The 13,282-nt window shown below is 72.9% G+C and carries 13 protein-coding genes; 4 read left to right on the plus strand and 9 right to left on the minus strand.

Annotated features, from left to right (window positions below):
• Window positions 1-30 precede the first annotated feature (30 nt).
• From AB0435_RS04105 to AB0435_RS04145, 9 genes are all read right to left on the minus strand, one after another.
• The gene (locus AB0435_RS04105) at window positions 31-1,149 is read right to left on the minus strand and encodes a hypothetical protein (protein ID WP_366426153.1); all 1,119 of its coding nucleotides are present in this window, start codon (window positions 1,147-1,149) and stop codon (window positions 31-33) included.
• The gene (locus AB0435_RS04110) at window positions 1,146-2,741 is read right to left on the minus strand and encodes a DUF3492 domain-containing protein (RefSeq protein WP_366426154.1); all 1,596 of its coding nucleotides are present in this window, start codon (window positions 2,739-2,741) and stop codon (window positions 1,146-1,148) included. The genes AB0435_RS04105 and AB0435_RS04110 overlap by 4 nt, the downstream gene beginning before the upstream one ends.
• A gap of 162 nt (window positions 2,742-2,903) precedes the next feature.
• Window positions 2,904-4,517: an ABC transporter ATP-binding protein gene (locus AB0435_RS04115; protein WP_366426155.1), complete on the minus strand. Its 1,614-nt coding sequence runs from the start codon at window positions 4,515-4,517 to the stop codon at window positions 2,904-2,906.
• A complete protein-coding gene (locus AB0435_RS04120; protein ID WP_366002755.1) occupies window positions 4,514-5,503 on the minus strand; it encodes an ABC transporter permease in 990 nt (329 codons plus the stop codon). Before AB0435_RS04120 ends, AB0435_RS04115 begins: the two co-directional genes overlap by 4 nt.
• Window positions 5,500-6,513, minus strand: coding sequence for an ABC transporter permease (locus tag AB0435_RS04125; RefSeq protein WP_366002756.1), 1,014 nt, complete (start codon window positions 6,511-6,513; stop codon window positions 5,500-5,502). Before AB0435_RS04125 ends, AB0435_RS04120 begins: the two co-directional genes overlap by 4 nt.
• A complete protein-coding gene (locus tag AB0435_RS04130; protein ID WP_366002757.1) occupies window positions 6,510-8,228 on the minus strand; it encodes an ABC transporter substrate-binding protein in 1,719 nt (572 codons plus the stop codon). The genes AB0435_RS04125 and AB0435_RS04130 overlap by 4 nt, the downstream gene beginning before the upstream one ends.
• Window positions 8,229-8,391: 163 nt before the next feature.
• Window positions 8,392-8,484 (minus strand): Ms4533A family Cys-rich leader peptide, encoded by a 93-nt coding sequence (locus AB0435_RS04135; protein ID WP_366002758.1) that lies wholly within the window; start codon window positions 8,482-8,484, stop codon window positions 8,392-8,394.
• A gap of 150 nt (window positions 8,485-8,634) precedes the next feature.
• Window positions 8,635-9,945 carry a DUF3152 domain-containing protein gene (locus AB0435_RS04140; protein ID WP_366426156.1) on the minus strand — a complete coding sequence of 437 codons (1,311 nt, stop codon included), beginning with the start codon at window positions 9,943-9,945 and terminating at the stop codon, window positions 8,635-8,637.
• Entirely contained in the window at window positions 9,938-10,924 is a 987-nt protein-coding gene (locus AB0435_RS04145) for an alpha/beta fold hydrolase (RefSeq protein WP_366002760.1), read from the minus strand. Before AB0435_RS04145 ends, AB0435_RS04140 begins: the two co-directional genes overlap by 8 nt.
• A 133-nt stretch (window positions 10,925-11,057) precedes the next feature.
• Between AB0435_RS04145 and AB0435_RS04150 the strand changes: the two genes are divergently transcribed.
• The 4 genes from AB0435_RS04150 (at window position 11,058) to AB0435_RS04165 (ending at window position 13,226) form a co-directional block, all read left to right on the plus strand.
• A complete protein-coding gene (locus tag AB0435_RS04150) occupies window positions 11,058-11,276 on the plus strand; it encodes a hypothetical protein (RefSeq protein ID WP_366002761.1) in 219 nt (72 codons plus the stop codon).
• Window positions 11,277-11,475: 199 nt separating this feature from the next.
• The gene (locus tag AB0435_RS04155; protein WP_366002762.1) at window positions 11,476-12,111 is read left to right on the plus strand and encodes a TetR/AcrR family transcriptional regulator; all 636 of its coding nucleotides are present in this window, start codon (window positions 11,476-11,478) and stop codon (window positions 12,109-12,111) included.
• A 360-nt stretch (window positions 12,112-12,471) separates the two neighbouring features.
• The gene (locus tag AB0435_RS04160) at window positions 12,472-12,699 is read left to right on the plus strand and encodes a DUF3107 domain-containing protein (protein ID WP_215083509.1); all 228 of its coding nucleotides are present in this window, start codon (window positions 12,472-12,474) and stop codon (window positions 12,697-12,699) included.
• 248 nt (window positions 12,700-12,947) lie between these two features.
• Complete coding sequence (locus tag AB0435_RS04165; protein WP_366426157.1) at window positions 12,948-13,226, plus strand: hypothetical protein; 279 nt, start codon at window positions 12,948-12,950, stop codon at window positions 13,224-13,226.
• Window positions 13,227-13,282 lie beyond the last annotated feature (56 nt).

Here is a 13,282-nt window from a genome sequence, read left to right on the forward strand (position 1 = left end):
CTCGCCCGGCGGTGCGGGTGGGGTGAACGGTCATCTTCCTTGCTCCTCTGACGGGGTGTGCGGCTCGGGGTGCGGTGGCCGGGCCGGGGTCCCCGGTGCCTGCGGCAGGGGGGCGGTGCCCGGGTCGGCGGGGTCGGTGGTCGCGGGCGCGCCCCGCCGGTGGGCGGAGGCCCGGGACAGCGCGGGGAGGGCGCGGCCCAGCAGGACGAACGCGGGGAGCGCGCAGGCCACGAGGGGCAGGACGGCGGGGCCGTGGGCGCAGGCGGCCCTGGCGAGCGCGCCCGCGGGCCCGCCGCCGCCCGGCAGCCAGGCCCCGAGCAGGGGCACGGCCTCGGCCGCGCAGGCGGTGAGGACGGCGAGGGCGGCCGCTCTGGCGCAGCCGCGCACGGCCGTCAGCCGGGCGAGGAAGAGCAGCCCGCCGAGTGCCGTGGTGGCGGCGAGCGGGGCGGCGGGGTACGGGAGGGCGTGCCGGTCCAGTGCCGAGTGCAGGGCCCACAGGAGCGCGAGCAGCGCGCCGAGGAACAGCCCGGTCGCGGTCATGAGGACGGGCCAGGCGCGCGTACGGAACGCGCCCAAGGTCCGGCTGACCGCCAGCGCGTGGCACACGCGCAGGGCGTACCAGCGCGCGCACCAGGCGGCGAGGGCTGCGGCACAGGCCAGGGCGATGGCGGTGGGGGCGGCGGCCGACAGGGCGCGGGGCAGGTCGAGCCGCCCGGCCGGCCGGCCGTCGAGCAGCACGGTGAGCAGCGGATCGCCGAGGAGCGCGTAGGCGATCAGCCAGAGGGCCGCGAACCGCCCGGCGGTCCACCAGCCGTCCGGGCCCGGAGGGGGCGCGGGTGCCGCTCGCCCGGGTGCCGCGGGTCCGCCGGAGCCCCACACGGCCGGTGCCGGGTCGCGGCGCACGCGCGCGTAGAGCTCCTCGGCGAGGGAGAAGACGTCACGGTGCCGGCAGTCCGCGGCCACGCGTTCGGCGATGCCCCGGGCCTCCAGGACCGCCGCGATCTCCAGTGGGTCGACCGCCCGGACGCACAGTTCGCGGTGGCGGTGCAGGAGCGCCTTCACCGGGTCGGCGGGTGCCGGTGCGGTGGTGCCGGCGGAGGGTATGCCGGCGGCCGTCGCGGTGCCGCTGTCGCGCAGGGGTGTGCTCATCGGCGGCCCGCCCAGGTGGGTGCCTGGCGCGCGGGCCAGGAGAGCGGGGGGTGCGCTCCGGCGGCGTGGGCGAAGGGGACCGACGGGTCGGCGGGGGCGTCCTGCCGTACCGGTGCGTGGGAGATGAGTTCGAGGTAGATGCCGCCGAAGGCCGTCACGTGCCGTTCGACGGTGAAGAGTTCGAGGGCCCGTGCGCGCGCGGCCGCGCCGAGGCGGGCGCGCCGCTCGGGGTCGCGCAGGAGGGCGAGGCAGGCGTCGGCGAGCTCACGGGGGGCGCGGGGCGGGACGACCAGGCCCGTGCCGCCGATGACCTCCCGGACGGTGCCCGCGTCCGGTGAGACGGTGGCGCGGCCGCAGAACATCGCCTCCACCAGGGGCAGCGGGAAGCCGTCCGCGGCTCCGGCGAGTACGACGCTGCCCGCCGCGTACGTCTCCGGGCTCGCGGACTCCTCGAAGCGGACGCCGTCGGGCGGCTGGTTGCCGGGCAGCGGAGCGCCGACGACCCGCAGCCGGACGCCGGGCTCGGCCTCGCGCACTATGTCGAGCGCCTCCCACAGATACGGCTCGGTGCGCCCGCCCGCCCACACGAGCGTGCGCCCGTCGTCGACGACCGTGCCCTCGGCGCCCTCACCGACGTCCTCGTAGGGCCGCTCGTCGACTCCGGGGGGCACGGTGCGCAGCCGCTCGCGGTCGGCTCCGCAGCGCTCCTGCCAGCGCCGCACCTGGGCGTCGCCGGGGGTGATGAGGTCGGCCCGGCGGTAGACCTCGGCGGTCAGCAGCCGGTGGAAGGCGGCGAGCAGGGTCCGTACGGGCAGGGACAGGCCCGCTGCGCTGGCGGCGCTGTTGAGGTAGTAGGCGCGGAGCCGGACCTCGTACTCGGTGACGAGGAGCGGGGTACCGAAGAAGCGCTTGGCCAGCAGCCCCGGGAGGGCGGCGGGCCCGGCGGAGGTGGCGTGGCAGAGGTCGACGGCGGCGAGCCCCCGGTCGCCGTCGGTGGCGCCGTACCAGTCGAGGGACAGCGGCCGCAGCGCGCGCTCCAGCAGTGCGGAGGCGGCGAGCAGGTCGGCGACGCGGGTGCCGTAGACCGCGGGGTGTGCGCCGGGCGCGCGGCAGGCCGCCTCCAGGGCGCGCAGGGCCTGTTCGGAGCGGAGGGCCGGGCCGAGTCCTCCGGCGTCGTGCGCGAGGTCGGCGAGGCCGTGGAGAGCGTCGGCGAAACGGTACGCCTGATCGCTGGAGCAGCCGGTGGGACCCGAGTCGTCGGCCGGGTCGGGGGGGGGCGCACCGACCGAGCCGACGGCGGCCGCGAGCTCGGCGAAGTGCTCGCCGAACCGGCGCCGTTCCCGCTTGCCGTACGCCCCGCCCGGCGCTCCCTCCAGGGCCTCCGGCGGGTCGCCCCACAGGGGGGCCGTGCGCACCCGCCTGACCTGCTCCGGCAGGCCGTACCACCCGCAGCGCTCCTGGCGGGCGCCCCGGCTCAGGGCATAGATCTCGAACTCGTGCCCGGCGAGCCCGCGCACCAGTTGGTCGCACCACTGACCGCCCTCACCCGCGGCATACGGATACCCACCCTCCGTGAGGAGTCCCACGCGCACGCACGCACCCCCGTCTGTCCACTGTGGCCACGCCGACCGCCGCCGAACGGCAGCGGGAGCACGCTATGCGCGCCGCCACGGGGCGCGACGGACGGTTGTCCGTCGCGCCACCGGAAGGGGTGAACAGAGGTGACTTTCCCGGAGATGGGACGTTGCTTCGCGCTATGCGGCGGCTTCCTCCCGTTCGAGCCGCGGAACGGCCGCCAGCAGGCCCCGCGTATAGGGGTGCCGGGGGTTCTCGTAGACGGTCTCCGCCGGCCCCTCCTCCACGATCCGGCCGCCGCGCATCACGATCAGCCGGTCGCTGACCTGGCGCACGACGGCGAGGTCGTGCGCGATGAAGACGAGCGCGAGCCCCAGGTCGCGCTGCAGCTCCCCGAGCAGCTTCACGACCTGCGCCTGGGTGGTGACGTCGAGGGCGGACACCGGCTCGTCGCAGACGATCAGCTTCGGCTCGGGCGCGAGCGCCCGGGCGATGCCGACGCGCTGCCGCTGGCCGCCGCTGAACTCGTGGGGATAGCGGTCGTAGGCGTCGGGGTCGAGGCCGACCCGCTCCAGCAGTTCGCGCACGCGGGCGACGACCTCGGCGTCCGTGAGCTTCCCGGCCACGCGCAGCGGGTCGGCGATGGACTCGCCGACGCTGCGGCGGGGGTTGAGCGAGGAGACGGGGTCCTGGAAGACCATCTGGAGCTCGGAGCGGAAGGGCCGCAGCTCGCCCGTCCCGAGCCCGCCGATGTCCCGCCCCTGGTACCGCAGTTCACCGCCGGTGGGCTCCAGCAGCCGTACGAGCATCCGGCCCAGTGTCGTCTTGCCGCTGCCGGACTCCCCCACGACGCCGACGGTCTCCCCGGCGCGCACGGTCAGCGAGACCTGGTCGACGGCGGTGACCGCCCGCTTGCCGCGCCCGAACTCCCGGGTCAGACCGGTGGCTTCGAGCAGGACCGCGTCCTCGGTCTTCGCGGGGCGTACACCCGGACGGCGGACGTTTATCCGCGGCACGGCCGCCAACAGGTCACGCGTGTAGTCCTCGCCGGGCGCGTCGAGGACCTCGCGGACCGCGCCGCGCTCGACGGCGCGGCCGTTCTTCATCACCAGCAGCTCGTCGACACTGTCGGCGGCCACCCCCAGGTCGTGGGTGACGAGGATCAGGCCCATGCCGGTCTCGGCGCGCAGTTCGCGCAGCAGGCCGAGGATCTGCGCCTGCACGGTGACGTCGAGCGCGGTGGTGGGTTCGTCCGCGACCAGGAGGCGGGGCTCGCAGGCGAGCGCCATCGCGATGAGGGCGCGCTGGCGCATGCCGCCGCTGAACTCGTGCGGGCGGGAGCGCGCGCGCCGGTGCGCGTCCGGGATGCCCACCCGGTCGAGCACCGCGACGGCGCGGGCGCGGGCCGCGCGCCTGCTCGTGCCGCGCCGGTGGACGCGGTGGACCTCGGCGATCTGGTCGCCGATGGCCTGATAGGGGTCGAGCGAGGAGAGCGGGTCCTGGAAGACCATGGCCGCCACCCCGCCGCGCACCTGCCGCAGTTCGGCCTCACCGGCGGTGAGCACGTCGTGGCCCGCCACCCGTACGTCGCCGGTGACGCGGGCGCCGGTGGAGCGGTGGAGCCCGAGCAGCCCGTAGGCCACCGTGCTCTTGCCCGAGCCGGACTCGCCGACGAGGGCGAGCGCCCCGCCGGGGGCGAGCTCGAAGGAGAGCCCGTCCACGGCGCGGACGAAGCCGTCGCCGGCCGGGAAGGAGACGGCGAGGTCGGTGACCTTCACCAGGGGTTCGGTCATCGCAGGGCCACCCTTCGGTCGGCGACGGCGTAGAGCAGGTCGCCGACGATGTTGGCGATCACCACGGCGGCGCCGATGAGCATGACGACGGCGACGACGACCGGCAGGTCGACGGTCTGCACGGAGTGCACCAGCAGCTGTCCGACGCCGGGCAGGCCGAACATCGCCTCGGTGAGCGTCGTGCCGCCCACCATCGCCCCGAAGTCGACGGCCGCCATCGCGATGACGGGCGCGACCGCGCCACGCAGCGCGTGCCTTCCGACGATCGCGCGTTCGGAGACGCCATAGGCGCGGAAGGTGCGGACGTGGTCCTCGGCGAGGGTCTCCAGCATGGAACTCCGGGTCATCCGGGCGTACTTCGACGATTCGAGCAGGGCGAGCGCGACCCAGGGCAGCAGCATGTTCCAGGCCCACTGCTCCGGATCGTCGGTCAGCGCCACATAGGACGGGAAGGGCAGCCACTCCAGGTAGGCGCAGAAGATCATCAGCAGCGCGAGTCCGCTGATGAACACCGGGGTCGCGATGCCGGCGAGGGTGAGCCAGGTGAGTGCGCGCTCGACCACGCCGCCGCGCCGGATGACGGACAGCAGCCCGGTGCCGATGCCCAGCAGCAGTGTCAGGACCATCGCCCCGGCCGCAAGGGAGACGGTGGCGGGCAGGCGCTGCGTGATGAGGTCGGTGACCTGCTGGTCGTTCTGGTACGACAGGCCGAAGCAGGGCGCGTCGCAGTGCATCACGCCGGTGCCGGTGGAGTAGTCGTGCCCGACGAAGATGCTCTGCAGGAAGTGCCAGTACTGCATGTACACCGGGTCGTCGAGGCTGAGCTGTTCCCGTACCTGCCGCAGCTGTTCGGGGCTGCAGCGCGGTCCGCACGCGAGCTTCGCGGGGTCGCCGGGGGCGATGTAGAAGGTCGCGTAGATGACCACGGAGATCACCAGGAGCACGAGGACGGCGCCGAGCGCGCGGCGCAGGAAGTAGAGGGTCATGCCGTCTCTCCCCCCGCGGGCCCGGTGTTCCCGCGCTTCCGGGCGCGGCCGACCCGCAGCCGGGACGCCTCGCGCGGGTCGAGCGCCACGCGCACGGCGTCACCGAAGACGGTGAAGGCGAGCGTGGTGACGAACAGCAGCAGCGCCGGGAGCAGCACGTACATGGGGTCCGCGCGGAACCACGTCGTGGCCGACGAGAGCATCTGCCCCCAGGAGGGGGTCGGAGGCTTGACGCCGACGCCGAGGAACGACATGGACGCCTCCAGGACAATGTTGGACGGGAGCAGGTAGACCGCGTAGGTGATCACGGGGGCGGCGAGTCCGGGCAGCAGTTCGCGCCGGGCGATGCGCCAGGTCGAGCCGCCGGCGAGCCACGCGGCCGATACGTAGTCGAGCTTCTTCAGGCCGAGCGCCTGGGCGCGGACGACCCTCGCGAGGCCGCCCCAGGCGATCAGGCCGATCACGAGGATGAGGAGCACGGGCCGGGGGAAGTCGGTGGGGACGACGGCCGTCAGCGCGATCGCGAAGACCAGCAGCGGCAGCGCGATCATCACCTCGGTGATCCGGCTGAGCAGGCTGTCCACGAAGCGGTTGCCGAGCGCGGCGGCGATCCCGACGGTGACGGCGACGAGCACCTGCACCAGCGTCGCCCCGACGGCGACCATGAGCGAGACCCGCGCGCCGTACAGGAGGCGGACGAACAGGTCGCGTCCGGTGCCGGGTTCGACGCCGAGCCAGTGGTCGGCGCTGACGCCGCCGAAGGAGCCGAGCGGCACACCGCCGCGCGCGGAGTCGACGAGGGTGTCGTGGTAGGCGTTGACGTCCTGGCCCTCCAGCGCGGCCAGCAGGGGCGCGCCGAGGGCGAGGAGGATGAGCAGGCCCAGCACGGCGGCGGCGACGAGCGCGGACTTGCGCGCGCGCAGCCGTCGCCACACCTGCCGGGCCCCGGAGGCGGCTGCCCCGGCGGGGGTCACCGCCTCCGGTTCCGTGGTACCGACGATGTCCGTCACTTGACCGCGACCTGCGAGATGTCGAGGACGCCGGTCCAGTCGCTGATGACGACGTTCTTGACGTCCTTGCCGAAGAGGCGCTTGTAGACGGGGTGGAACAGCGGCACCGTCAGGGCCTGCTCACCGATCGTCTTGTCGAGCGCGCCCCAGCGCTGCGCGGCGGCACCGAGGTCGGTGATCTTGTTGATGCTGTCGATCTCGTCGTTGACCTTGGAGTCGTCGAGCTGGGCCGAGTTGTAGTTCGAGCCGTCCTTGACGATCTGCCGGCCGTCGAAGATGGGGGCGAGGAAGGGACCGCCGGACGGCCAGTCGGCACCCCAGTGGCCGAGGAAGAGGTCCGGCTGCGTCTTGACCTGGTGGACCTTCTCGTCGTAGTCGTTGGTCTCCAGGCCCTGGAGCTTGACCGTGATGCCGGCCTGCTTGAGCGCCGCCTGGATCGCCGTGGCGATCTCGGGGCTGGTCTCGAAGTCCTGCGCGGTGGAGTGCGTGAGCGTGATCTCCAGGCCGTTCGCGTAACCGGCCTCCTTCAGCAGCTCCTTGGCCTTCTCCGGGTTGCCGGTGGCGCCCGCCGGGAAGGGGTCGTAGGGCGCGTAGCCGAAGGACTTCTGGTTGGGCAGGAAGGTCGTCGCCGGCTCGGCGAGCGAGGAGCCGCCCGCCGCGTTCACCACGCTGGTGCGGTTGACGGCGTACGCGACGGCCTCGCGGACCTTGGGGTTGTCGAACGGCTTCGCCTTGGGGTTGAAGGCGAGGTAGTTGGTGTAGCCGAAGTGGCCGGTGCCGACCCGGCCGGCGAGCTTCTTGTCGCCGGTGACCTGCGCGAGTTCGGCCGGGCCGAGGTTGTTGTCGGTGGTGATGGCGGCGGCGTCCGCGCCCTGGCCGCTGGAGAGCCGCTGGTTGATGACCGCGGAGTTCAGGCCCGCCTGCACGTCGATGGTGTCGGGGTAGGCGTGGCGCTCCTTGTCGGTGTCCTCCGACCAGTTGGTGTTGCGCTCCAGCACCAGGTGCTCGCCGTCGCCGGTGTTCTTGACGACCTTGTACGGGCCGGAGGAGACCGGGTGCTCGGCGTACTTCGCGCCGGTGTCCTTGGCCTTGGGCACCGGGGCGAACTGGGTCTGGGTGGCGACGAAGGGGAAGTCGCCCTCGGACTTGCGCAGGTGGAAGACGATGGTCCGGGCGTCCGGGGTCTCGATGGAGTCGAGGCCCTTGGCGTCCTTGTAGACGCCCTGGTAGTTCTCGCCGCCGGCCAGCCAGTCGCGCAGGTAGGGGGCGCCGCCGGAGAGTTCGGGGGCGAAGGAGCGCTCGATGCCGTACTTGATGTCGGCGGTCGTGATGGGCGAGCCGTCCTCGTACTTCAGCCCGTCCTTGAGGGTGAACGTCCAGGTCTTGGCGTCGTCGCTCGGCTTGCCGGTGTCGGTGGCGAGGTCGGGGACGACCTTGGTGCCCTCGGCGCCGTTCGCGCGGTGGCGCGTGGTGAGGGTGCGGAAGACGAGCGAGGGGACGTTGCCGCCGCCGGAGGTGTAGAGCCGGGCGGGGTCGAACTGCTTCTGCGGCTGTCTGTTGAGGACGGTCAGGGTGCCGCCCTTCTGCGGCGCGCCGCCGGCGCCGCTCTTGGCGTCGCCGCTCTTCTCCGGACCGCACGCCGCCGCGCCTCCGAGCAGAGCCACACTGACGGCTGCCGCGGCGACGCGGCGGGATATGGCGGGAAGTTGACGCATGACGAAGAGAGCCTTTCGCGGGACACGACGGGACGAATGCGAGCGGAATGCACCCACGGAAGGCGGTTGAGGAGCGCGCGGACGAACGCGGGACCGCCCCCGGCGGACGCGACGCTAGTGCGCAGGGGCGCAACGCGGAAGTACGCGGGGGAAAAGAGCGGTCTCAGCGACAGAGAATGTCGGCGACTGCGTGCGCGGCCACGCCGATCAGCACCAGCTCGAAGCCGGCGCTCTCGGAGGCGTGGTGGTGCGACATGCGCAGAACACTGGACGAATTTTCGCCCAGTGGCAAAGGTGTCTCAAAAGCAGAGATGGAGCGTCCCGCAGAACGAGACAACTGATCATGACATGACGGACATGGCCGGAGCCGGGCGGACGGGGCGGCCCCTGGAACCGCCCCGTCCGCTCACGCCGCGGGGAAGGGCCAGGGATTCGGCCGGCAGGTCGGGCCGCCCTCCGACTTCAGGAACTTCGTCTGCTGCATCATCACCGGCGCCAGGGCGCCTTCCTTGGTGCAGCTCTCGTGGTCGTGCCCGAGCCGGTGGCCGACCTCGTGATTGATCAGCATCTGCCGGTACATGAGCATCTTGTCGCCGTACGTCTGGGCACCCTGCGCCCACCGATAGGCGTTGATCATGACCCGGTCGGTGGCGGCGGAGTCGCAGGAGACGTTGTCCTCGGTGGTGTCCAGGCCCGACTTGGCGCACCAGTCCGCCGTCGTGCCGGGGCTGGCGAGGGTGATGACGAAGTCGGCGTGACCGGAGGAGACGCGTTCGAACGTACGGGTGCCGCCGTGGCCCCAGCTGCGGTCGTCGTTGAGCGTCCGCTGGACGGCCGTAGCGAAGAGCGTGCCGTCGAGCGGAAGGCCCTTTTCCACGTCAACGCGATACCGCAGCACTTCACCCTTACCAGGGGCCTTGTCGTGACCGCCCACGGTCTCGAAATCACCCGATCCGTGGGCCTTTTCGTCGAGGGGGTACTTCTGGGCCATCTGCTCGTCATAGCCGGCCCGGGCCACCGCACCGCCGTTGGGCGTCGGCCTGCTGTCGGAGCGGGAGGCGGCGTCCGGGCTGCTCCGCTCCACGTCCGCGGACCGGGCCTGCGCCTTGCTGTCCGTGCTGTCGTCGACCTGACCCGCGACGATCACCGCGAGCACGGCCGTCACCAGGGCGGCCGCGACGCCTGTGGCGGTCCGGGCCGCACCCTGGCCCGCCTTCGCGGGTGCGGCCCGGCGCCGCGGGGCCGCGGTGCCCGCCTCGGGCCGCGGCGCGGGCACGCGCGCGGGGGCGACGGTGACGGCGGGCGCGACAGGAGGCACCGGAGCCGCCGCCGCGGGCGCGCCGCCGCCTTGCCAGTAGGCCGCGGGGGCATACCCCGAGGGCTGCTGGGCAGACTCGTTGAGGGGCTCGTGCTCAGAGGCGTATCCCGGGCTCCAGGACGCTCCGTAGCCGGCCGGCTGACCCGAGCCCTGGCCGCGCTGCACCCCGATGACACCCCAGCCGACACCCTGCGCCCGCGTCTCGGGATGCTCCCCGGCCGCGGACGGCTCCCCGGACGGGGCGTGCGCCCCGTCCGTACTGACGCCCTCCGGGGAAGGCTCCTCGGCGGCCTCGGACCCCTCGGCAGACGGGGCCGATCGGCGTCCCGTGCCCCCCTCGGCCCCGGCGGCCTGGGGCCGGCGAGTGGCATGGGAGGCGCGTGCGCTGTGTTTACCCACGAGGCGTAGCGCTCCGTTCAGCAGTGGCGGCGGTGTCCGTGAGGAGGTCGCGGAAGGCACGAGCCACCGCGTCCGGGTCCTCCATCATGGCGACATGTCCTGATTCCAGGAGCGTCAGCAACCGCGAGTCGCGGAAAGTCTCGCTCGCGCGGTGTGCCATGCGGAAGGAGACGAGCTGGTCGCGCTTTCCGTAGACGAGCAGCGTAGGGGCAAGCACCCGCTCCGCCTGACGCCACAGCGAGTGCTGGCCACCGAGTGTGTACGAGTCGACTATGCCGCGCGCGGCACGCGCCATGACGTCCCAGAAGTAGGGCAGCTCCAGGCGCCGCTCGAATTCCGCGACGGCGCGTTCGAACTCCTCCGGTGTCACCCGTCCGGGGTCCCCGTAACAGAGCGCGAGCACCTCGCGGGTACGCCTCTCGGGTGTCCACTCCTTGGTCGCGCGGACGAAGAGGGAGACGATCCCCGGCACGGCGAGCAGCCCGGTGGGCACCGCCGTGCGCTGGGGGCGCAGCTCGGGGAGGGCGGGCGAGATCAGGGTGAGCGTGCGGACCAGGTCGGGGCGTACGGCGGCGACGCGCGTGGCCACCGCGCCGCCCATCGAGTTGCCGAGGAGGTGCACGGGCCCGCGCCCGGCGGCGTCCAGATACCGGATGACCACGCGGGCGCAGCCGGTGATGGACAGGTCCCTGTCGTCCGGTGGCGGTGAGTCACCGAAGCCCGGCAGGTCGAGGGCCTCGCCGTCGACGTGGCCGGCGAGCCGGTCCATGAGCCCGGACCAGTTCTGCGACGACCCGCCGAGCCCGTGCACGTAGAGCGCGGGCGGCAGCCCCTCCTGCGCCGGCTTCCGGGAGCGCACCGCCAGGGTGACGCCCGGCAGCGTCACCGTGCGGACCTCCTCGCCCCGGCTGACCCACGAGGGCCGCCCGGGCGGCACCACGGGAACGGCGCGGGCATCAGGCGACTCGGTCGAAGACATGCGGGCAATGTTACGAGACGATCACGCCGGGACTCCTGTGGCGGAGGTCACAGATCACCTGGCGTCGCGGGGCCGCCTCTCCTAGGCTCGTACCACGGAGTAAGAGGGCTTCCTCCCTGAGAAGGGGTACCGCATGACCGTTGATCCGTCCGATCCGGATACGTTCGAGGAAGCGACCGAGGCCACGGAGGTCGATGCCGAGGCCCCGGAGGCGGACGCCGCCGAGCAGCACGCCGATCTCGCTCCGCGCCGGGACGACCCACTGCGCCACATCCACCCGGACAGCGCCAACGAGGCCGACGTGGCCGAGCAGGCCCGGGTGGTCGAGCTGGACGAGGACGACTACCGCTGAGACACCGCCCGGAGCGACCCCTTCCGGGCGATACCGCGGGAGCCGGGAGTGACGTGCGCGTCAATTGTCGGGATTTTGTTGACTTCCCACAGCGTCCGGTACATGAAATTCTCCGCTCCGACCACGCACGGCCCGGTTACCCAAAAGTACGATGGCGGGCGCGGTGCACACCGTGCAGGGAACGATCATGGGAGGCGGCGTGACAGCCATCGAGCAGACCGAGGCGCGGCCGCGTGGCACGCGTCTGCCGCGCCGAGCCCGACGCAATCAGCTGCTGGGCGCGGCCCAGGAAGTCTTTGTCGCACAGGGTTACCACGCCGCGGCGATGGACGACATCGCCGAGCGCGCCGGCGTCAGCAAGCCGGTCCTCTACCAGCACTTCCCCGGCAAGCTCGACCTCTATCTGGCCCTGCTGGACCAGCACTGCGAGGCCCTGCTGACCGCGGTCCGCACCGCGCTCGCCTCGACCACCGACAACAAGCTGCGCGTGGCGGCCACCATGGACGCCTATTTCGCGTACGTGGAGGACGAGGGCGGCGCCTTCCGGCTGGTCTTCGAGTCGGACCTCACCAACGAGCCGGCCGTGCGCGAGCGCGTCGACAAGGTGTCGCTGGAGTGCGCCCAGGAGATCAGCGACGTCATCGCCGAGGACACCGGCCTGTCGAAGGACGAGGCGATGCTGCTGGCCGTCGGGCTCGGCGGCGTCTCCCAGGTCGTGGCCCGCTACTGGCTCTCCAGCGAGAGCACCGTCCCGCGCGACACCGCGGTGCAGCTGCTGACGTCACTGGCCTGGCGCGGCATCGCGGGCTTCCCGAAGAACCCGGCCGACCACTAGCCGCGTCGGCGGATCTTGTGGTCGGTGCTGCGGGTGGCCGTCGTCCGCACCACCGCTGCGCGGCGGTGTCCTCAAACTCCCCCAGACTCCGTCCGGGGGTGCCCCCAACGGGCTGGATATGGCTGATGTGGGTGCCCAATTCAGCCCGTGGGGGCACCTCCCAGCGGTAGCTGGGGGAGATTGAGGACGCTCCCGAAGGGAGCTCCCGCCGCAGGCGGCGACGGACCCGCAGCCCGGTGACGTCCGCCGGACACGGCCGCGGTGTTCGCTGCCAGCGTGGACGCACCCGCTCGGCTCGTGCCTTTACCGGGCTAGTGTGTGGAACGTACGGGACCCCAAACCTTCGGAGGGACATAAGCCGTGGAGGTCAAGATCGGCGTGCAGCACGCGCCCCGCGAGATCGTTCTCGAGAGCGGGCAGTCTGCCGAAGAGGTCGAGCGCGCGGTTGCCGACGCGCTCGGCGGCAAGGCGCAGCTGCTGAGCCTGGTGGACGACCACGGCCGCAAGGTCCTGGTTCCGGCCGACCGCCTGGCCTATGTGGAGATCGGCGAGCCGACCGCCCGTAAGGTCGGTTTCAGCGCGCTCTGAGCGAGCGCGGAAGCGCGTACGAACGGCGGGGCCCCGGTGTGGAATTCACCGGGGCCCCGCCGTTGTCATATCGACAGGGGGCGGCGAGAGGCGGCAGGGGCCGGCGGACGTCGGCGGAGGCCGCCAGGAGCGGCCCCGCGGAGGGTTGCCGGGCCTCCCCGAGGGGTAGTACGGCTTCGACCGATTTGCACCTGCTCCTCGATCTCGCACGACGATCTCGCACGATCTCAGCACGGGAGGAAGTGACCATGATCCTCTGGGAAGCGCTCGGCTCGGTCCTCATCGGCCTCGCCGTCTCGTACGGAGCCCTGCGCTGGCTGCCCGCGCGGTACGGGCAGTTCCGCCCCCGGAGCCTGGCGCTGGCCACGGGTCCGGCCGCGGCGCTCTTCGGCGCCCTGATCGCCCACTCCGTGCTGGGCCCCGGTCACACCCCGGCCGTCCTCGCCGTCTCGCTCGGCGTGTCCGTCGCGCTGCTGTCCCTGCTGGTGCGGCAGGGCGAGCAGCCCCGCCGATCAGCCACCGCCTGACCCGGGCCCGCCCGGCTCCGGGGGCGCGTCGTGCGCCGTGTGCGGCCGGACGGGCG

The sequence above is a fragment of the Streptomyces sp. NPDC051173 genome, assembly GCF_040689515.1.
GTDB lineage: Bacteria > Actinomycetota > Actinomycetes > Streptomycetales > Streptomycetaceae > Streptomyces.